The organism is Sphingomonas sp. Leaf17, from assembly GCF_001421505.1.
In the GTDB taxonomy this organism is placed as follows: Bacteria; Pseudomonadota; Alphaproteobacteria; order Sphingomonadales; family Sphingomonadaceae; genus Sphingomonas.
In genome coordinates this window covers 107,155-127,100 of sequence record NZ_LMKL01000004.1, presented here as the reverse complement: position 1 = coordinate 127,100, position 19,946 = coordinate 107,155, and the positions used below count along the sequence as shown (strand labels likewise).

Genomic DNA, 19,946 nt, shown 5'->3' with positions numbered 1-19,946 from the left:
TTCACATCGCCGCGAGCAGCGCGCTGATCGGCACGAACGCAAAACCGATCGAGCTGTCGGCGATGCCGTACGGCAGGAAGATCGTGTCGCCGTGGCGGATCGCGCCGCACGAATAGACGACGTTCGGGACATAGCCTTCGCGGTCCTGATCCTTCGCCGCCAAGATCGGCACCGTCGTGCGGCCGAGCACCTTCGACGGGTCTTTCTTGTCGAGCAGCGCCGCGCCGATCGAATATTTCCGCATCGCGCCGACGCCGTGGGTCAGCAGCAGCCAGCCCTCGTCCAGTTCGATCGGCGGTCCGCAATTGCCGATCTGCACCAGCTCCCACGGATAATGCGGCTCCAGGATCCGCTCGCCCTCGTCCCAGTGCAGCAGGTCGTCGGACTTGAGCAGGAACAGGTTCTCACCGTCCTGCCGGCCGATCATCATGTACTGGCCGGCGACCTTGCGCGGGAACAGGGCCATACCCTTGTTGCGCGCCGCGCTGCCCGTCATCGGGATCAGGTCGAACGCGCGGAAATCCTTGGTCCGCATCTGTTCGGACTGGATCATCGACCCGTTGTACGCGGTGTAGGTGCCGATCCACTCGACGCTGCCGTCGTCATGGGTGAAGTGGACGATCCGCAGATCCTCCAGCCCCTTGGACTGCGCCTCGGTGATCGGGAAGATCACCGTGCCCGACAGGGTGCTGTCACGGTGGCGATGGACGGTGATTGGCCCCGACGGCATTTCGGTTTCGCCATTGCCCAGCAGGTCGGTGGCGGTGGCGAATGGCGGTTCGGGTGCCAGCTTCAGTTCGTGACTGTCGGTGATGATGCCTTCGCGAAACGCGATCGAGGAAATATGCCCCTCACCCACCGCGCGCATCGACATCAGGATCCGCATCGACCCCGGCGGCATGCCCGACTGGTCGAAATGCGGCACCGCGCTGGGGTTCATCAACGCGGCGGCGGCATAGCTGTATTCGTGGCACAGATAGGCCCCGATTAGCTGGCGCTTCTCATCGCTGATCTCCGCACCGTTCAGCCCGAGCATCTCCTCGATCTGGTCGTAGCGGGTCATGAACACGCGCCGCGTCTGCCAGTGGCGCGCCTCGAAATCCTTCAGCACGGCGTCGAGTTCGTCGCGCGCCTGTTGTACGGTCAGGGCGAGCACTTCGCCGACCAGCCGCTCGGTGCGGCTGGGGGCCGACCCGTTCTTCTGCCAGGCGATGTGGAACGGACGCACCACGACCCGCGACGGGTCGGCATGCAGTTTCAGGCGGTGGGTAAACAATTCCATCGCGGCGCGCATATCCCAGGCTGGTGTCGCATGTCGACACCAGCCCGGATGGCTAGGCGACGATCCGCGACGGTCCTGCCATGCTTCCGGCCGCCTTTGAAAGCCCCGAAATGGCACAATTGGCCAGTTGCAGGGCCAAAATCGATTCGGCCCCCTGATTTCGGTTCAATCCGGTCGGCATCAGGCCGTCGAAACACCCGCCATCGTTGGTCGTCGCCAGCGGCAGGTCGAGATCGTTTGCGCCGAGGAACCAGCCATAGGCCCGCTCGCCCTCCACGATCCAGCGCGGGTCGGTGGTCGCGGCAAACGCGGTAACGCAGGCATCGACCGTCGCCTGCGCCTCCAGCGGCTGCTGGTCGAATGGCAGCGGATCGGCATATTCCCGTCCGAAACTCTCGGTGCCGACCGCGCGGAACCGCCCCTCGGGCGATGTCTGCTTGTCGACGATCCAGTCCAGCGTCGCCAGTCCGCACTGGATCAGGTCGTTGCGCCCAAGCGTCATGCCCGCCTGGATCAGCGCCTGCGGCACACGGGCATTGTCATAGGCCAGCACGGTTTCAAACCACTCCCAGCCCGGACGCCGGACATCGCCCAGCAGGCGAAGCAGCACATCGGGGAACCGCGCCAGAATCTCGCGCGACAGGTCATGGCCCGGCCGGACTTCCAGCATCGCCGCCGCCCCGAGCATCGCGAAGGCTTGCGCGCGCGGGCTGCCCAGTTCGAACGCGATCGACGCGGTCGTATCGAACATCGCCGTTGCCCAGACCTTGTGCTTCGGCTCATACGCATCGCGCGCGGTGATGCCGAGCGCCCAGAGCGTACGGCCGTTGGAGTCTTCGGACCCGGCATCCTCGCACCAGGTGCGATCGAAGTTCATGAAATTACGGAACCGGCGCGTATCCGGGTTCCACGCATATTGCAGGAACGACGCGTAGATCGTCATCCACTTGTCACGGCGAACCGGGTCGACGTCCTCGGCCGCCGTCATCAGCATCAGCGCGCGACAGTTATCGTCGATGCAATATCCGTGGCGACGGTCGGGCACCGAATAGATCGAATGCTGCAACATGCCGGTCGCATCGCTCATCCGCTCGACTGCGGCGATATCGGCTTTCAGCGGCGACACCTTGATATGCGGCCGCACGATCCGGCGGGGCCGGGCCGTGACCATTGCCTGAATCTGCACCATCGTCGCCTCGGCCAGACGTGGCCAAATCATCGTCCGACCGCGGGCATAGGCGCGCGCCGAGAGCCGCTGGCGATCGCGCGTATTGGACAGCAGCCGGTCGATCTCGCGCGTGAAGGCGGCACTGTCCCGGAAATCGACGAGCACGCCGTGGCCATCCGCCAGAATCTCGGTGGCGTGGACATAGGGCGTCGACACGACCGCCTTGCCGACACCGATGGCATAGGACAACGTGCCCGACGTGATCTGCGCCGGATTGGTGTACGGCGTCGCGTAGATGTCGGCCGCCTGGAGGTAGTCGATCAACGCGTCATATTCGACGAACTCGTCGATGAAGACGACATTGTCTCCGACACCGGCCTTCATGGCCTGCGCCTTCAACCGATCGCGATACGCCTCGCCCTCGTGCGCGACCAGATTGGGATGAGTCGCCCCAAGCACCACATACAACAGGTTGGGATGGCGTGATACGAGGGCCGGCATCGCCTCGATCAGCGTCTCGATGCCCTTGTTGGGGGCCAGCAGGCCGAACGTCAGGACGACTTCGCGACCGTCCCAGCCGAACTGCGCCTTCATCGTGTCCGGCTCGAGCATCGCGCGGTCGGGAACGCCGTGCGGGATCATCACGATCTGTTTCTGGTTGGCGCCATAGACGCGCTGCAGGATTTCACGCCCGCGCTCGGCCATGACGATGATCTTGGCCGCGCGCTGCAACAGGCCCTCCATGACGCGGCGTTCGTCAGGATTGGGCGCTTCCAGCACGGTGTGCAGCGTCACGATGACCGGCAACGTGGTCCGGTCGAGCAGCGCGAGCAGGTAATCACCGGCGGGGCCGCCATAGATGCCATATTCATGCTGCACCCAGATGGCCTGCGCGCCACTCGACTCGATCGACCGGGCGGCCGCCGCATAGGCGATGCGATCATCCTGCGGGATCGCGCACACGACCGCCGGCGGATAGGCATACCGGCCGGGATGATCGTCCATCGCGTAGACATCGACGGTGACATCGGGAAACTGCGCACGCATTGCGGTATACACGTCGGTCGTGAACGTCGCGAGACCACATTTACGCGGCAAAAAATTACCGATCAGCGCCAGATGTTCGATCGTCGATCCCCTGTCCAGTTCGCGGGCCATGCCATGCCACCTTCGTCTCTATGAGCCTGTAGGCGCAATCCGCCCCATTTGTTCAATAAAACGAAAGCGATGCCGGAAAGTTGCATAAGGGCCACACCGGAACCACCGGAATCGTCCCGCCGCAGTCCCGTCGTTCATCCGCGACCACGATATCCCGCCACGCCCTGATCGGGCAGCCACAGGTCGGCCGGCGGCGGACCCGACTGCCAGAACACGTCGATCGGGATGCCGCCGCGCGGATACCAGTAGCCGCCGATCCGCAGCCAGCGGGGGGCCATTTCGGTGAACAGCCGCTCGCCGATGCCGACCGTACAATCCTCGTGAAACGCCGCGTGATTGCGGAACGAACCCAGAAACAGTTTCAGCGATTTTGATTCGACAATCGTCGCGTCGGGCACATAATCAATCACCAGATGCGCGAAATCGGGCTGCGCCGTCACCGGGCACAGCGACGTGAACTCGGGCACCGCGAACCGCACCAGATAGGTGCGGCCGGGGCGCGGGTTGGGAACATAATCCAGCGCCGCCTCTTGCGGGGACTGGGGCAAGGGCGTCGTCTGGCCAAGAAGCTTCGGTGTCATGGAGAATATGTAGGATATGGCGCGCACGAAGCAAAGACCGACCATTCTGGTCCCGATCCTCGGCGATCAACTGACCCCGGGCATCGCATCGCTGCGCGACCGCGACCCGGACGAGACCATCGTGCTGATGATGGAGCTGGACGAGGAAACGACCTATGTCCGCCATCACAAGCGCAAGATCGCGTTCATCCTGTCGGCGATGCGCCACCATGCCGAACGGCTGCGGTCGCTGGGCTGGACCGTCGACTACATCACGCTGGACGATCCCGACAGCAGCGGCAGCTTCACCGGCGAGGTCGCGCGCGCGATCGGCCGCCACGACCCCGAGCGGATCGTCGTCACCGAAGCGGGCGAATTCCGCGTGGCGGCAATGCTCGACGCCTGGGAAACGATCTTCGGTATCCCCGTCGAGATCCGCGCCGACGACCGCTTCATCGCCACCCATGCCGAGTTCACCGCCTGGGCCGAAGGGCGCAAGCAGTGGCGAATGGAATATTTCTACCGCGACATGCGCCGCAAGACCGGGCTGCTGATGGAAGACGATGGCAAGCCGGTCGGCGGCCAGTGGAACTTCGACAGCGACAATCGCAAACCCGCCAAGCGCGACCTGATGATGCCGCGCCCGCTGTCCTTCGCCCCTGACATGGTCACCAACGATGTTCTCGCGCTGGTCGCAGACCGCTTCGCCGACCATCCCGGCAAGCTCGACGGCTTCGACTTCGCGGTGACGGCGGAGGATGCGATGCGGCAACAGACGCACTTCATTCAACACGCCCTGCCGGGCTTCGGCGATTATCAGGACGCGATGCTGACCGGCGAGCCGTGGCTGTGGCATTCGATCCTGTCGCCCTACATCAACTGCGGCCTGCTCGACCCGCTGACGCTGGTTCAGGCGGTGGATACGGCGTACCATGCCGGCACGGTGCCGCTGAACGCAGCGGAAGGGTATATCCGCCAGGTGATCGGCTGGCGTGAATTCGTGCGCGGGATCTACTGGCATGAGGGGCCGGACTATGTGAACCGCAACGCACTGAATGCCACGCGGTCCCTTCCCGGCTTCTACTGGACCGGCGACACCGACATGCACTGCCTGTCGCAGGCGATCGGCCAGACGCTCGACCATGCCTATGCCCATCATATCCAGCGGCTGATGATTACCGGCAATTTCGCGCTGCTGATCGGGGCCGACCCGGCCCGGGTCCATGAATGGTATCTGGAGGTCTATGCCGACGCCTATGAATGGGTCGAGCTGCCCAACACGCTGGGGATGAGCCAGTTCGCCGACGGTGGCCTGCTCGCGTCGAAGCCCTATGCCTCGTCAGGCGCTTATATCAACCGCATGTCCGATTACTGCCGGTCGTGCCGCTATGACGTAAAGCAGCGGATCGGCGACGACGCCTGCCCGTTCAACGCGCTGTACTGGGATTTCATCGACCGCAACCGGGACACGCTGGCGGCCAATCCCCGCATGGGTATGCCATACCGCACATTTGAAAAGATGAGCCGGCAAGACCAAGAATCGACGCTGGAACAGGCTACCCGTTTTATGAAAACGCTCGACGGCGGCAAAACAGCGCGCTAAACGACTCGGACATCATGAAGGGAGACGGACATGGACGCTCTGGTGACAACCGAATGGCTGGCTGGCGAACTGGGGGCAAGCGACCTGCGCGTGGTCGACGCGACCTATTTCCTGCCGGAACACCAGCGTGATGCCGCGGCCAATTACGACGCGGCGCACATTCCGGGTGCCGTCTTCATGGACCTGGCCGAACTGGCCGACGGATCGTCGGGCCTGCCGATGATGCTGCCCAGCCCCGAAAAATTCGCCAGCCGGATGCAGTCGCTGGGGCTTGGCGACGGCAGCCGCATCGTCCTGTACGACGCCTCGCCGCTGCACACGGCCGCACGCGCCTGGTGGATGCTGCGCACGTTCGGCGCGCATGACGTCGCCATCCTCGACGGCGGGCTTGCCAAATGGATCGCCGATGGCCGGAAAACCGCGTCAGGCAAGGAAACGCTGCGCCATCGCCACTTCACCGTGTGGCACGACGCGACCAGCGTGCGCACGCTCGACCAGATCAAGGCCAACGTCGAATCCGGCGCGGAACAGGTGCTCGACGCGCGCTCGGCCGCCCGCTTCACGGGCGAGGAACCCGATCCGCGCCCGGCCACCCACGCCGGCCACATCCCGGGGTCAAAGAACCTCTACTACGCCCGCCTGTTCAACGACGACGGGACGTGGAAGACAGGTGATGCGCTGCGGGCCGAATATGACGCGGCCGGTATCGACCTGAACAAGCCGCTGGTGACGACCTGCGGGTCGGGCATCACCGCGTCGGTCCTGGCTTTCGGCGCGCACCTGCTGGGTGGCAAGGCGGCCCTGTACGACGGCAGCTGGTCGGAATATGGCGCGGACCGGACGACACAGAAAGCAACGGGACCGGCGTGAACCAGAACGACTCCGACACCCCGCTCCGCGACGCCACCCGCGTCGTCGGGGCGGGCCGACGCCCCGAATGGACCGCCGGCGTGGTCAACACGCCGGTGTGGCGAGCCTCGACCATCCTGTACGATTCGGTCGCCGATCTGCGCGCCGGGGCGGCGGGCGACACCCACCACCGGCTGTTCTACGGCCGCAAGGGAACGCCGACCCAGTGGAGCTTGGCCGACGCGCTGACCAGCCTGGAAACGGGAGCGGAGGGCACGTTCCTGTACGGGTCCGGCGTCGCGGCGATCGCCGCCGCCCTGCTGTCGGTCCTGTCGCCGGGTGACGAGCTCCTGTGCCCCGACAGCGCCTATGATCCGACGCGCGGCCTGGCCAACGGCCTGCTGCGGCGGTTCGGGATCACGACCCGCTTCTACGACCCACTGGTCGGGGCTGGCATGGCCGACCTGATTGGTCCCGCTACCCGCGCGATCCTGATGGAAAGTCCCGGCAGCCTCAGCTTCGAGGTGCAGGACATCCCCGCCATCGTCGCGGTGGCGCGCGCGAACGGCATTGTCACCCTGCTCGACAACACCTGGGCGACGCCGCTGTATTTTCCAGCGATCGGCCACGGCGTCGACCTGTCGATTCTGGCCTGCACCAAATATATCGTCGGCCACAGTGACGCGATGCTCGGGTCGGTCACCGCCGGTCCGGGTCATTTCGCGAAGCTGCGCGATACCAGCTTCCAGCTGGGCCAGATCGCCAGTCCTGACGATTGCTGGCTTGGCAGTCGCGGCCTGCGGACCATGGCGGTCCGGCTGAAACAGCATCAATCGAGCGCGCTGGAGATCGCCCATTGGCTGAAACGCCAGCCCGGCGTCGCGCAGGTTCTCCATCCCGCCCTGTCCGATTGCCCCGGCCACGAGCATTTCCTGCGCGATTTCAAGGGGTCGACAGGGCTGTTCTCGATCGTGCTGCACGGCGGCGATGACGCCGCCCGCGCGGCGCTGATCGACGGGCTGGCGCTGTTTGGTATCGGCTACAGCTGGGGCGGGTTTGAAAGCCTGGCCCTGCCGGTCGATCCGCATCGCCACCGCACCGTCACCAGCCGCGCGACGGCCGGCCCGATGATCCGGTTGCAGATCGGACTGGAGGATCCCGCCGACCTGATCGCCGATCTGGATGCCGGGCTGGCGCGCTTTCGGGCGGCCCGCGGCTGACCCGGCTCGCGCGAGTCCGGCGACACCAAGCATCGGACACTGTTGCGCTTACGCAACATCGCGCGCCTCAAACCCCGGATCAGCGCAGGAAAGTTCTTGTGCGTCGCAACACCGGCTGTCATGCCGGTGTCACCGAAGGGCAGACCGCGCGGGGCTTTACAGCCTGACAGATGCGGCATCCTAGGATGCAGGCGGGGACATCGCGATTTTCCGGTTTCGAAAGGGAAACGATGCGCTTCTCCACGATTATCATTGCCGGCCTCGGCCTTGCCGCTGCCACGCCTGCCTTCGCGCAGGACACTGCCCCCCCGCCACCGGTCAAGGTTTCCGGATCGGTCGGCCTCGTCAGCGACTATCGTTTCCGCGGTGTCTCGCAGTCGGATGAAGGTCTGGCCGTACAGGGCGGCATCACCATCGCCCATGAAAGCGGTCTGTATATCGGCACCTGGGCATCCAACCTGTCGGGCTGGGGTACGTTCGGTGGCCAGAACATGGAACTGGACCTGATCGCCGGCTACAAGTTTCCGGTCGGCGGCAGCGGCACGCTGGACGTCGGCGCGACCTGGTACATGTACCCGCGCGGCTTCGACAACACCGACTTCATCGAACCCTATGCCAAGCTGTCGGGTACGCTCGGGCCGGCCAGCCTGACCGCCGGCGTCGCCTATGCGCCCAAGCAGGAGGCACTGGGTGCTTGGTCGAGCAACGGGACGCTGGCCGCCGCCGGCATCTATGACAATCCCGGCGACAAGAACGACAACCTCTACATCTGGGGCGACATCAGCTCGGCGGTTCCCAATACGGGCCTGACCGCGAAGGCGCATATCGGCTATTCCAACGGCAACGAAGGGCTTGGACCGTTCGCAACCAGCGTCGCGCCGACCGGCGAGTATGTCGACTGGCTGATCGGTGCCGATTACGTCATCCCCAACACGCCGCTCACGCTCGGCATCGCCTATGTCGACACCGACATTTCGGAGCGGGACTCGGCCTATCTGCAGCCCAGCTTCAGCAAGGGCCAGGACGGCACCGGCTCGATCGCCGACGCCCAGGTCGTCTTTTCGCTGACTGCCGCATTCTGACTATCCTTATCTGACCCCTGCGCTGGCAGGGGTCTGATTTCGGCATACGGCAGATACAAGAAAGGGCGGCCCCGCGGGACCGCCCTTTTTCGTTATGCACGTCGGCGGCAGTGTTACTGCGCGGCCGCCCGTGCGTCCTGTCCGTCACCCTCGGGCGCAGCGACGATGTCACGCGTCGTCGAACCCTTGTCGATGACGTTGGTGTCGGGATCGCCGACGCTGGACCGGACCCCAGCCTCGGCGGTATCGCCACCAGCTGCGTTGACCGTTGCCGATTCCGACACGCTGCGTGGTGCGGCACCGCCGAACAGCGCATCCAGCGTCTGGGCGTTGGCGGCGGTATCCTGCGGCCGGGCGGCACCGGGTGCTGGCGGCACCAGCGCGAAATCGGGCGGGATCACCAGCGGCGCCTGACGCGCGACCGCGAATTCGTCGGGACGCGCCCGGTCGAACCCGCGCTTGCCGCAACCGGAGAGGAGGGCGACACAGGCGAGGCCTGCGGCGATCGGCACCAACTTACGCATTGCTATTCTCCACTGGGGCAGCGCCCGGCTTGTCGCGCACAAGGAAGGCTCGCACAAGCAGGACGAGCACTCCTATCGTAATCGCCGCATCGGCGACATTGAAGACCAAAAACGGACGCCACGCGCCGATATGCAGATCGGCGAAATCGACGACATGGCCGACCCGCGCCCGATCGGCGATATTGCCGATCGCTCCGCCCAGTATAAGTCCCAGGGCGATCTGATCCCCCCGTCGCGGCTCGCGCTTCATCCAGATGGCGACACCGACCGCGATCGCCCCCGTCATCGCCACCAGCAACCAGCGGGCGGCATTGGTGTCGGCGGTCAGCAGCCCCAGCGAAATGCCGTAGTTCGGCACGAAGCGCAGGTCGAAGAACGACACGATCTCACGCGCATCGCCCAGCGTGTCGATACCCAGCCCCCGCGTGACCGCCCATTTGCTCCCCTGGTCGGCCAGCAGGATCGCCGCCGCCGTGACGAACCCGGCCATCGGCACTTTACGCATGTCCGACCACCGCCTCGCACCGTCCGCACAACGCACCATCCGCGCTCACGTCGGGCAGGTGCCGCCAGCAGCGCCCACATTTGGCATAGGCCGTGCGCGTCGCCGTGACCGCATCGCCTTCGCGCACATCGGCGACGATGAACGCCTCAGCCAGCGCCTCCGGCGTCAGCAGCAGATCGGGCACGGTCACTTCCGCTTCCAGACTGGAGCGAACGACCTTGTCGCGACGCAGCGGCTCGATCGCCTCGGTCACCTGCGTGCGCAGACGGCGGACATCGCTCCAGGCCGTGGCAACGCCGTCATCGCCCGGCAATTCCGCCAGCTCCGGCCATTCCAGCAGATGCACCGAGCCATCCTCGCTGGGGTACCGCGCCTGCCACACCTCCTCGGCGGTGAAGCACAGCACCGGTGCGGCATAGCGCACCAGCGCATGGAACAACATGTCGAGCACTGTCCGGTATGCGCGCCGCTTCGGATCGGTCGCGGCGTCGCAATACAGCGAGTCCTTGCGGATATCGAAGAAGAACGCCGAAAGATCCTCGTTCGCGAAATCGGTCAGCAGGCGGACATAGCGGTTGAACTCGAACGCCTCAGCCGCCTCGCGCAACTCGCGATCGAGCCGACCGAGCAGCGTCAGCACATACCGCTCCAGCTCGGGCATCTCCGCGACCGGCATCCGCTCGGCCTCGTCATAGCCCTCAAGCGCGCCCAGCAGATACCGGAACGTGTTGCGCAGCTTGCGATAGGCGTCCGACGCGGTCGACAGGACTTCCTTGCCGATCTTCACATCCTCGAAATAGTCGACCGAGGCCGCCCACATACGCAGGATGTCCGCGCCGCTCTCACCGATGATCTTCAACGGATCGACGACGTTGCCAAGGCTCTTGGACATCTTGCGCCCCTGCCCGTCCAACGCGAAGCCGTGGGTCAGGACCGCGTCATAGGGCGCGCGCCCGCGCGTGCCGCAGGATTCGAGCAACGACGACTGGAACCAGCCGCGATGCTGGTCGGACCCCTCGACATACAGGTTGGCGCGAACACCCGCGCCGTAGCGCGCCTCGATGACGAAGGCATGGGTCGACCCGGAATCGAACCACACGTCGAGAATGTCGCTCTGCGGCTCGTAATCGGCCAGCACATAGGACTCGCCCAGCAGCGTCTGATGGTCGGCGGTGAACCACGCATCGGCACCGCCCGCCTCGAACGCCGCGATGATCCGGGCATTGACGGCCGGATCGTTCAGATACTGGCCGGTCTGGCGGTGGACATACAGCGCGATCGGCACGCCCCAGGCGCGCTGGCGGCTGATGACCCAGTCGGGCCGTCCCTCGACCATCGCGCGGATACGGTTCTGCGACCGCGCCGGCACCCAGCGGGTCCGCTCGATCGCGTCCAGCGCGACCTCGCGCAGGGACGCGCCGTTATCGGCCGAGACAGGCGCGTCGTCCTTCACCGCCGTCAGGAACGACGTCAGTGAGTTGAGCAGGCTGTCGTCGTCCTTTGCGACGTCCTGCTTGCGGTCGATCGGGATGAACCACTGCGGCGTGCAGCGGAAGATGACCTTTGCCTTGGATCGCCAGCTGTGCGGATAGCTGTGCTTGAAGTCGTCCGACGCCGCCAGCAATCCGCCGCTTTCGCGCAGGTCGGTACAGATCGGCCCGTCGGCGGCGACGAACTTCTTGTTGATGACGCTGCCCTGACCGCCCAGCCAGCCCCAGTCGGCGCGGTACATACCGGCACCGTCGACCGCAAAGACCGGGTCGATGCCGTTCGCCTTACACAATGCGAAATCATCCTCACCGTGGTCGGGGGCCATGTGGACCAGCCCGGTGCCGGCGTCGGTCGTTACGAAGTCCCCGGCCAGCAACGGACGCGGCGTCGCGAAAAATCCGCCCAGCGCATGCATCGGATGGCGCGCAGTCGCCCCCTCCAAAGCCGCGCCCTTGATGAACGCGACGAATTCATGAGCGTCGGCCCCGATCCGCTTCAGGAAGCCCGGCAGCAAAGGCTCGGCCACCAGCATCCGCCGGCCGGCAACCTCGATCAGCAGGTAATCAAGCGCCTCGCCATAGGCGAGCGCCTGGTTGACCGGAATCGTCCACGGCGTCGTCGTCCAGATGACCGCCAGCGCCCCTTCCGCGATGCGAGCCTCGGGCGCGTCGACAATCTCGAACCCGACGTCGATCTGGGTCGACACCACGTCTTCATATTCGACCTCGGCATCGGCCAGCGCGGTCTTTTCGACCGGCGACCACATGACCGGCTTCGCCCCGCGATACAGTTGGCCGCTCTCGGCAAACTTCAGCAATTCACCGACGATTGTCGCCTCGGCGGCATAGGTCATCGTCAGATACGGGTCGGCCCAGTCGCCCATGATGCCCAGCCGCTGGAACTGGTCGCGCTGCACGTCGACCCACCGGTCGGCATAGGCGCGGCACTCGGCGCGGAACTGCGCGACCGGCACCTGATCCTTGTCGAGCTTCTTCGCGCGATACGCCTCCTCGACCTTCCACTCGATCGGCAGGCCGTGGCAGTCCCAGCCGGGGACGTAGGGCGCGTCCTTGCCCATCAGGCTCTGGCTGCGGACGATGATGTCCTTCAGCACCTTGTTCATGGCGTGACCCATGTGAATGTCGCCATTCGCATACGGTGGGCCGTCATGCAGGATGAACCGCTCGCGCCCGTCGCGCTCGGCGCGCAACCGGTCGTACAGGCCGATCTTCGCCCAGCGTTCCAGGATCGCCGGCTCCTTGGCTGCAAGCCCGGCCTTCATCGGAAAGTCGGTCTTCGGCAGGAAGACGGTGTCGCGCCAGTCGCGCTGCGGTTCGGTCGTTTCGGTCATGGTTCGTTGCGCCTTAGGATGGCCCGGGCGGTCGCGCAATCGGCGTCCATCTGGCGGATAAGCGGCTCCAGCCCGTCGAACTTCGCCTCGGGCCGGATATAGTCGATCAGGTCGACCTCCAGCCTGCGCCCGTACAGGTCGCCGGCGAAGTCGAAGAAATATGGTTCGAGCAGTTCCTTGGGCGGATCGAAGCTGGGCCGGATCCCCAGATTGGCCGCGCCTTCAAGGATCGTCCCGTCATCCAGCCGCCCGCGCACCGCATAGATGCCGTAGGCGGGGCGCAGATATTTGCCCATGTCGAGGTTGGCGGTCGGATAGCCGATCGTCCGCCCGACCTTGTCGCCGTGCTGGACGACACCCTCGATCCGATAGGGCCGCGTCAGCAGCCGCGTGGCGGTGCGCGGGTCGCCGGCGCGCAGCGCGTCGCGGATGCGGCTGGACGATACCGCCTCGCCGTCCAGCGTCACCGGGCCGACCGTCTCGACCGCAAACCCCTGCGCCGCGCCCAGCGCCGCCAGGACGCCGACATTGCCGCTGCGCGCATGACCGAAGGTGAAATCCTCGCCCGTCACCACCCCGGCGATACCCAGCCGCGAAACCAGTCGCTCGGCCACGAAGGCGGCGGCGTCCAGCCCGGCGAGCGCGGCATCGAACCCGAACACGACCATCGCATCGGCCCCGGCTTCGGCGAACAGCCGCTCGCGCTGGTCCAGCGTCGTCAGCCGGAACGGACGGACGTCGGGCCTGAAGTACCGCACCGGATGCGGATCGAACGTCGCGACCAGCGCCGGTCGCCCCTGCGCGCGCGCCAGCGCCACCGCGCGGCCGACCACCGCCTGGTGTCCCAGATGAAATCCGTCGAAGTTCCCAAGCGCGACGATGCCCCCGGCAAGCCCGGGCGGCACCTGCGCGCTGCCGTCCAGCCGCTGCATCTGCCCGGCTATACGGATCGTATCAGGTCCGCGCCAGCGTTACGAAGCTGTGTGCCGGCGCTGTGCCGTCGACCGGCCAGTCCGTCCGCGACACCTCGTGCCAGCCGGCGAACGCGGGTACATGCGCGTCCCCTGCCGGCGACACATGCACCTCGGTCAGTTCGATCCGATCGGCCAGCGGCAGGAACAGCGCAAAGATCTCCGCGCCGCCGATCACCGCCACGTCGCCATCCCCGGCCAGCGCCAGCGCCTCGTCTACCGAATGGACGACCTCCACGCCCGCCGCCGACCATTGCGGATCGCGGGTCAGGACAATGTGCCGCCGACCGGGCAGCGGCGATGGAAAGCCGTCGAACGTCTTGCGCCCCATCACCATCGGCTTGCCCATCGTCTGCGCCTTGAACCGGCGCAGGTCCGCCGGCAGCCGCCACGGCAGTTGCCCGTCGCGGCCGATGACACCGTTGTCGGCACGGGCGAGGTGGAAGGTGATCGTCATGGGTGCGGGGTAAGGCCGGTGGCGGCGCATGTCGATGGCGATCAGCGTCCTCCCGTCGTCCTCGCCTGCGCGAGGGTTACAGAATGTCAGACCGCTACGTCCCCGCGGATAGGCGGATGCGGATCATAGCCCTCGACCACGAAATCCTCGATGGCATAGTCGTCGATCGACGCCGGATGCCGCGCGAGACGCATCGTCGGCACCGGGCGCGGGACGCGGGCGATCTGCTCGCGCACCTGATCCAGATGGTTCAGATAGATATGAACGTCGCCACCGACCCACACCAGTTCACCCGGCGTCAGCCCCGCCTGTTGCGCGATCATCAGCAGCAAAGCCGACGCGCCGGTCCAGTTGAAACTGGCCCCCAGGAACAGGTCGCAGGAGCGTTGATACAACAGGCAGTTCAACCGCCCGCGCCCGTCGACATGGAATTGATAAACCATGTGGCACGGCGGCAGCGCCATCTGGTCGAGTTCGCCGACATTCCAGGCGTGAAACAACATCCGCCGGCTGGTCGGATTGCTCCTGAGCGTGTCGATCAGCGTCGCGATCTGGTCGTGCGCCCGGCCCGCGTTGTCGACCCAGCGTCGCCATTGCCTGCCGTACACCGGTCCCAGTTCGCCCCAGGCGGCGGCGAAGTCGGCATCGGCGACGATCCGCGCCTCGAACGCGGCCTGCGTGATCGTCTCGCCGGTCGTCTTGCGGTAATGCGCCAGCGGCCAGTCGCTCCAGATCGTGACGCCGTTGACCAGCAGATCGCGGATATTGGTGCCGCCGGTCAGGAACCACAGCATCTCGCGCACCGCCGTCTTCCAGTAGACGCGCTTCGTGGTCAGGATCGGCACCTGTCCCTGCGACAGATCGAACCGCACCAGCTCGCCGAACACCGACCGCGTTCCCACCCCGGTCCGGTCGATCCGCTCGTCGCCCCGATCGAGGATCCGGGCGCACAGATCCTGATATTGCTGGTCGGGCGATGCCATCAGCTGAGCCGGCATGGTCGGATCGCCGCCGGTTCGGGCCGCGTGCCGGTCGGGCGAAACGCAGCGAGATACCCGCCCGCCGACCGCATTTCCTCCATCGCCACCTGGGTATAACCGACCGCCGCGAACTCGCACTTCAGCAGCGCGGGCGGCGTCCCGTGATTCCGCGTCGACCGGTTCGCATCGACCACCACGACCAGCCCGTCGGCCTTGAGCGACGGCCGCAACCGCCACAGAAACTCATAGGGCTGCGCGATCTCGTGATACATGTGAACCATCAGCACGCGGTCGAAACTGGCCGGCGGCAATTTGGGGTCGCTCGGCTCGCCCAGTTTCACGCTGACATTGTCCAGCCGCTCGCGCGCGACCCGTTCGGCCAGCGCATCGCGAAACGGCGGCGAAATATCCTCGGCCAGCACACGCCCGTCCGGCCCGACCCGCTGCGCCAGCCGGATCGTGTAATAGCCCTCGCCCGCGCCGATATCGGCGACCGTCATGCCAGGGCGGATCATCGCCTTGTCCATGACCAGCCCGGCCTCGTTCAACCGGTCGCGCGCCTCCTCGTTCGACCAGCGCGCCGACACGATGGTCGCGACCGGCCGGTCGGCCGCGGGGAATGGCCCCACGGTGTCGGGCTTGTCGCGGATCAGCGGTTTCGACCCGTCGCAGCCGATCAGCACCGCCGACAGCGCGAATGCGCCGGCGATGACGACGACACCGAACCGGGTCGAGCGACGCATCAATCCACGTCCTCCACCTCGACCGCTTCGCCACTGACGCGCTGCGACAGGGCGGCGGACATGAACTCGTCGAGATCGCCGTCCAGCACGTCGCCCGGCGCGGTCGACACCACGCCGGTGCGCAGGTCCTTCACCATCTGGTACGGCTGCAGGACATAGGACCGGATCTGGTGACCCCAGCCGATATCGGTCTTGCTGTCGTTTTCGGCATTGGCCGCCGCCTCGCGGATCGCCAGCTCGCGCTCGTACAGGCGGGCGCGCAGCTGGTTGTACGCTTCGGCCTTGTTCTTGTGCTGCGACCGCTGGTTCTGGCACTGCACGACGATACCGGTCGGGATATGCGTGATACGCACCGCCGAGTCGGTCGTGTTGATGTGCTGACCACCCGCGCCCGATGCGCGATAGGTGTCGATCCGCAGGTCGCTTTCGTTGTATTCGACCTCGATATTGTCGTCGATCACCGGATAGACCCAGACCGACGCGAACGACGTGTGCCGCCGCGCCGCGCTGTCATAGGGGCTGATCCGCACCAGCCGGTGGACGCCGCTCTCGGTCTTGGCGAAACCGTACGCGTTCTCGCCCTTCAGCAGCAGCGTGGCCGACTTGATGCCCGCCTGCTCACCCGAATGCTGGTCGATCAGCTCGACCCTCATGCCGCGCCGTTCCGCCCAGCGGGTGTACATCCGGCTGAGCATGCCGGCCCAGTCCTGGCTCTCGGTCCCGCCCGCGCCCGCATTGACCTCGATATAGGTATCGTTGCCGTCGGCCTCGCCAGCCAGCAGCGCCTGCACCTTGTCGTGGTTCGCGCGCTTGGCGAGCGCGGCCAGCGCCTCGACGCCCTCCGCCTCCATCGCGGTGTCGCCCTCGGCCTCGGCCATCTCGATCAGTTCGACGGTGTCGCTGACCTCGGACTGGATCGCCCGCGTCGCGGTGATCGCCTCGTCCAGCCGGCGACGCTCGCGCATCACCTCCTGCGCGGCCTTGGGGTCGTTCCACAACGCCTGATCCTCGACGCGCGCATTCAGCTCGTCCAGGCGGCGCAAAGCGCGGTCCCAGTCGAGGAAGCGGCGCAGCAGCGCCAGCGCGTCGTTGATGGTGTCGACATGTGCCTGCGCTTCAGCGCGCATGGGGTATTCTCCGAATGGATCGTGACGCCCGGACATACGGGCATCGGCAATATGGGGGCGCTAGTAGATTCCGCCCTCTCTTTGCAAGAAATCGCTGTCGCGCGGGGCCTGCGCGCGCGGTGCGGTGGCGGTCGCGCGCGCGGCGGGTGCAGCCGGTCCGGCCCGGCGCGCGGCACGGCGCGGCTCGCTCTCGGGCTTGAACGCTTCCCAGATCACAGCCGGTTTCGGATCGTCGAGCGACGGCCATGTGCCATAGACCGGCCGGCCGCTCGCGCGGTCGATGCGGACCATGCGGATACCCGGCGGCGCGCGGAACGGCAGGACCGGCAGGCCCTCATACGCCTTGGTCGCGAACTGCTTGAAGATCGGCGCGGCCAGCGTACCGCCCTGCGCCGCACCGCCCAGGTTTCGCGGCGTGTCATACCCGATGTACAGGCCACCGACGAATTGCGGGGTGCCGCCGATGAACCAGACGTCGGTCGGTCCGGTGTTCGTCCCCGTCTTGCCGAAGATCGGCCGGTTCAGATCGCGCAATGTCGTGGCGGTACCGCGCTGGATCACGCCTTCGGTGATGTGGACCATCTGGAACGCGGTCTGGGCGTTCATCACCTGCTTCTGACGAGTCACCGGCCGCGGCATCGCCTTGCCGTTCCAGTCGGGCGCATTGCAGTCGTCGCACGGCTGCCATTTTTCCGGCCAGATCACCTGCCCGCGCCGGTTCTGGACGAAATCGATCAGCGTCGGCGCACCGCCGCGCCCCTGATTGGCCAGGATCGCATAGGCGTTGACCATCCGGCTGACCGTCGTCTCGCCCGCTCCCAGCGCAAACGACAGGTACGGCGCATAGGTGCCGATCCCGACGCGCTTCATCAGGCCGGTGACCGGCACCATGCCGGTCTGCGCGGCCGCGCGCACCGTCATCAGGTTGCGCGACTGTTCGATGCCCCAGCGCATCGTGTGCGGCCCCGCGCCACGCGAATTACCGAAATTGCGGAAGCATTTCTGCCCCAGCCGCGCGCCCTGATAGACGCAGAACGGCCCGTCGACGATGATCGACGCCGGCGTCATCCCGCCGTCCAGCGCGGCCGAATAGACGATCGGCTTGATCGTCGATCCCGGCTGGCGCATCGCCTGCACCGCGCGGTTGAACGACTGGATCCGCGCGTCGAACCCGCCCTGCATCGCCAGCACGCGGCCGGTCGCCGGCTCCTCGACCACGAACCCGCCCGAGATCTTGGGGATCGAGCGCAACGCGAAGTGGCCGCCCTCGGGCGCGACGGCGATGATATCGCCCGGTTGCAGCGCGGCAAAGGCAGTCCCGCCCTTCGCGCGCACCGGCATCTGCGCGGCGCTGCGCGGCAGCTCGCCGGTCTGGCCGGACGCAAAGCCGATCCGCGCGGCCGAGGAATCGCGGTCGATCACGATCGCGGCACGCCAGTCCTTGTAATCCAGCCCGATGTTGGTCGCGACCAGCGCACCAAGCCAAGCCTCGTCCTCGAACGGCTTGCGCTCGATCGGCCCGGACCAGCCACGCCCGCGCTCGAACCGCAACAGCCCGTCGCGCAGCGCGTCCTGCGCCAGTTCCTGCAACCGCGTGTCCAGCGAGGTGCGCACCCACAGCCCGCCCGAATAGACGCTGTACGGGCCGTCCTTGGCATTCTCGCCGAACCGGTCGATCAGCTCGCGGCGCACCGCCTCGACGAAATAGCCGCCGACCGGCTGGAACTTCGGTGCACGGCGAACGATCGTCCCCAGCGGCGCGGCATTCGCCTCGGCAAAACGGCGCTGGTCGATGAAACCGTTCTTCAGCATCTCGCGCAACACGTAATTGCGCCGGTCGAGCGCGCGCTGGGTATGCCGCACCGGGTTATAGTTGGACGGTCCCTTGGGCAGGATCGCGAGATAGGCCATCTGCGCCAGGCTCAGTTCGTCCAGTTCCTTGTCGAAATAGGCGTGGCTCGCCGCCTCCACCCCAAACGCGTTGCGGCCCAGCGCGATCTGGTTGAGGTACAGCTCCAGGATCTGCGGCTTGGTCAGCGTATCCTCGATCTTGTAGGCGAGGATCGCTTCCTTCAGCTTGCGCGTCGGCGAATATTCGTCGCCGATCAGCAGGTTCTTCGCGACCTGCTGGGTGATGGTCGACCCGCCCTTGGCGCGCTTGCCCGATCCGATCTTCGACGCGTAATCGACCACCGCGCCGGCAAGGCCCGGATAATCGACGCCGTGATGCTCGAAGAACGTCTTGTCCTCGGCCGCCAGAAACGCGTTGATGAGATCCTTGGGATATTCGGCGAAGGCCAGTTCGACCCGCCGTTCACGCGCATAGGACTGGATCGGCGCACCATCTATGCCGCGCACGTTGGTCGGCAGCGGCGCCTCATAAGCCCGCAGCGAGTCGACCGACGGCAATTGCCGGATCACCAGCAACCACAGCAGGGCAACGCCGATCGCGGCCAGCAGGGCCACCGCCGCGATCGCCTTGACCCACCATCGCCCCCAGGCACGCGCGGCGAACCCGCGTACACGGCTGGTGACGGGAACGGGGTCTGCCCCAGCGGGTTCGGGAAAAGGGGACGCCATGACTATGGGGCTGCGTTTAGCAGGATTGGGCCGGGTTGGAAGCCGTCGTGACTTGCGGTCGGGCCGGACGGAATGATTGAACGACCAGCGGTGGCGTGCAGTCACCCCCCAATATCAACCGCCCCGGCGAAGGCTGGGGCCTAACAGGGAACATACGCCCGGCGGCGCGGGTCGCTCGTTTACGCCCCGTCCCGAAATTGGGCCCCTGCCTTTGCCGGGGGTGAAAGACAAAAGATGTCCCGGCTGTTCCCCCGCGCAGGTGGGGATCCAGGGCCACGACTGATGGAAATATTGG

16 protein-coding genes are annotated in these 19,946 nt (G+C 66.1%); 4 read left to right on the top strand and 12 right to left on the bottom strand.

All coding sequences use genetic code 11. From position 1 onward, the window contains the following. Position 1: 1 nt before the first annotated feature. The 3 genes from ASE75_RS04780 to queF form a co-directional block, all read right to left on the bottom strand. Positions 2-1,282, bottom strand: coding sequence for a glycoside hydrolase family 130 protein (locus tag ASE75_RS04780; protein WP_055930978.1), 1,281 nt, complete (start codon positions 1,280-1,282; stop codon positions 2-4). 52 nt (positions 1,283-1,334) lie between these two features. Beyond that, complete coding sequence (locus ASE75_RS04775; RefSeq protein WP_055929782.1) at positions 1,335-3,608, bottom strand: glycosyltransferase family 4 protein; 2,274 nt, start codon at positions 3,606-3,608, stop codon at positions 1,335-1,337. Positions 3,609-3,742: 134 nt separating this feature from the next. Beyond that, the gene (queF, locus tag ASE75_RS04770) at positions 3,743-4,189 is read right to left on the bottom strand and encodes a preQ(1) synthase (RefSeq protein WP_055929778.1); all 447 of its coding nucleotides are present in this window, start codon (positions 4,187-4,189) and stop codon (positions 3,743-3,745) included. Between the two features lie 16 nt (positions 4,190-4,205). Between queF and ASE75_RS04765 the strand changes: the two genes are divergently transcribed. The 4 genes from ASE75_RS04765 to ASE75_RS04750 all read left to right on the top strand — a co-directional run bounded on the left by ASE75_RS04765 (position 4,206) and on the right by ASE75_RS04750 (position 8,922). Further along, the gene (locus tag ASE75_RS04765; RefSeq protein ID WP_055929775.1) at positions 4,206-5,771 is read left to right on the top strand and encodes a cryptochrome/photolyase family protein; all 1,566 of its coding nucleotides are present in this window, start codon (positions 4,206-4,208) and stop codon (positions 5,769-5,771) included. 30 nt (positions 5,772-5,801) lie between these two features. After that, on the top strand, positions 5,802-6,641 hold the full coding sequence (locus tag ASE75_RS04760; RefSeq protein ID WP_055929772.1) for a sulfurtransferase: 840 nt from the start codon (positions 5,802-5,804) through the stop codon (positions 6,639-6,641). Continuing rightward, the gene (gene metC / locus ASE75_RS04755; RefSeq protein ID WP_055929769.1) at positions 6,638-7,840 is read left to right on the top strand and encodes a cystathionine beta-lyase; all 1,203 of its coding nucleotides are present in this window, start codon (positions 6,638-6,640) and stop codon (positions 7,838-7,840) included. Before ASE75_RS04760 ends, metC begins: the two co-directional genes overlap by 4 nt. 230 nt (positions 7,841-8,070) lie before the next feature. After that, positions 8,071-8,922 carry a TorF family putative porin gene (locus ASE75_RS04750; protein ID WP_055930974.1) on the top strand — a complete coding sequence of 284 codons (852 nt, stop codon included), beginning with the start codon at positions 8,071-8,073 and terminating at the stop codon, positions 8,920-8,922. A gap of 113 nt (positions 8,923-9,035) precedes the next feature. Here the strand turns inward: ASE75_RS04750 and ASE75_RS04745 are convergent, their stop codons facing one another. The 9 genes from ASE75_RS04745 to ASE75_RS04705 all read right to left on the bottom strand — a co-directional run bounded on the left by ASE75_RS04745 (position 9,036) and on the right by ASE75_RS04705 (position 19,651). Continuing rightward, positions 9,036-9,446 (bottom strand): DUF3035 domain-containing protein, encoded by a 411-nt coding sequence (locus tag ASE75_RS04745; protein WP_055929766.1) that lies wholly within the window; start codon positions 9,444-9,446, stop codon positions 9,036-9,038. Continuing rightward, on the bottom strand, positions 9,439-9,951 hold the full coding sequence (gene lspA, locus ASE75_RS04740) for a signal peptidase II (protein ID WP_055929763.1): 513 nt from the start codon (positions 9,949-9,951) through the stop codon (positions 9,439-9,441). Before lspA ends, ASE75_RS04745 begins: the two co-directional genes overlap by 8 nt. Next, positions 9,944-12,793 (bottom strand): isoleucine--tRNA ligase, encoded by a 2,850-nt coding sequence (ileS, locus tag ASE75_RS04735; protein ID WP_055929760.1) that lies wholly within the window; start codon positions 12,791-12,793, stop codon positions 9,944-9,946. The genes lspA and ileS overlap by 8 nt, the downstream gene beginning before the upstream one ends. Beyond that, positions 12,790-13,725, bottom strand: a complete 936-nt coding sequence (locus ASE75_RS04730) for a bifunctional riboflavin kinase/FAD synthetase (RefSeq protein ID WP_055929757.1) — start codon at positions 13,723-13,725, stop codon at positions 12,790-12,792. The genes ileS and ASE75_RS04730 overlap by 4 nt, the downstream gene beginning before the upstream one ends. Before the next feature lie 22 nt (positions 13,726-13,747). Then, positions 13,748-14,221, bottom strand: coding sequence for a dihydrofolate reductase (locus tag ASE75_RS04725; protein WP_055929754.1), 474 nt, complete (start codon positions 14,219-14,221; stop codon positions 13,748-13,750). 86 nt (positions 14,222-14,307) lie between these two features. Further along, positions 14,308-15,204, bottom strand: coding sequence for a thymidylate synthase (locus ASE75_RS04720; RefSeq protein WP_055930971.1), 897 nt, complete (start codon positions 15,202-15,204; stop codon positions 14,308-14,310). Then, positions 15,204-15,944: a class I SAM-dependent methyltransferase gene (locus tag ASE75_RS04715; RefSeq protein WP_082463816.1), complete on the bottom strand. Its 741-nt coding sequence runs from the start codon at positions 15,942-15,944 to the stop codon at positions 15,204-15,206. The genes ASE75_RS04720 and ASE75_RS04715 overlap by 1 nt, the downstream gene beginning before the upstream one ends. After that, positions 15,944-17,071, bottom strand: a complete 1,128-nt coding sequence (prfB, locus tag ASE75_RS04710) for a peptide chain release factor 2 (RefSeq protein ID WP_055929751.1) — start codon at positions 17,069-17,071, stop codon at positions 15,944-15,946. The genes ASE75_RS04715 and prfB overlap by 1 nt, the downstream gene beginning before the upstream one ends. Before the next feature lie 60 nt (positions 17,072-17,131). Then, a complete protein-coding gene (locus ASE75_RS04705; RefSeq protein ID WP_055929746.1) occupies positions 17,132-19,651 on the bottom strand; it encodes a penicillin-binding protein 1A in 2,520 nt (839 codons plus the stop codon). Between the last annotated feature and the right edge of the window lie 295 nt (positions 19,652-19,946).

Coding starts and splice junctions, on each gene's coding strand:
- ASE75_RS04780 (WP_055930978.1), bottom strand. CDS start 1,282: ATGGAATTGTTTACCCACCGCCTGAAACTGCATGCCGACCCGTCGCGG.
- ASE75_RS04775 (WP_055929782.1), bottom strand. CDS start 3,608: ATGGCCCGCGAACTGGACAGGGGATCGACGATCGAACATCTGGCGCTG.
- queF (WP_055929778.1), bottom strand. CDS start 4,189: ATGACACCGAAGCTTCTTGGCCAGACGACGCCCTTGCCCCAGTCCCCG.
- ASE75_RS04765 (WP_055929775.1), top strand. CDS start 4,206: ATGGCGCGCACGAAGCAAAGACCGACCATTCTGGTCCCGATCCTCGGC.
- ASE75_RS04760 (WP_055929772.1), top strand. CDS start 5,802: ATGGACGCTCTGGTGACAACCGAATGGCTGGCTGGCGAACTGGGGGCA.
- ASE75_RS04750 (WP_055930974.1), top strand. CDS start 8,071: ATGCGCTTCTCCACGATTATCATTGCCGGCCTCGGCCTTGCCGCTGCC.
- ASE75_RS04745 (WP_055929766.1), bottom strand. CDS start 9,446: ATGCGTAAGTTGGTGCCGATCGCCGCAGGCCTCGCCTGTGTCGCCCTC.
- lspA (WP_055929763.1), bottom strand. CDS start 9,951: ATGCGTAAAGTGCCGATGGCCGGGTTCGTCACGGCGGCGGCGATCCTG.
- ileS (WP_055929760.1), bottom strand. CDS start 12,793: ATGACCGAAACGACCGAACCGCAGCGCGACTGGCGCGACACCGTCTTC.
- ASE75_RS04730 (WP_055929757.1), bottom strand. CDS start 13,725: ATGCAGCGGCTGGACGGCAGCGCGCAGGTGCCGCCCGGGCTTGCCGGG.
- ASE75_RS04725 (WP_055929754.1), bottom strand. CDS start 14,221: ATGACGATCACCTTCCACCTCGCCCGTGCCGACAACGGTGTCATCGGC.
- ASE75_RS04720 (WP_055930971.1), bottom strand. CDS start 15,204: ATGGCATCGCCCGACCAGCAATATCAGGATCTGTGCGCCCGGATCCTC.
- ASE75_RS04715 (WP_082463816.1), bottom strand. CDS start 15,944: ATGCGTCGCTCGACCCGGTTCGGTGTCGTCGTCATCGCCGGCGCATTC.
- prfB (WP_055929751.1), bottom strand. CDS start 17,071: ATGCGCGCTGAAGCGCAGGCACATGTCGACACCATCAACGACGCGCTG.
- ASE75_RS04705 (WP_055929746.1), bottom strand. CDS start 19,651: ATGGCGTCCCCTTTTCCCGAACCCGCTGGGGCAGACCCCGTTCCCGTC.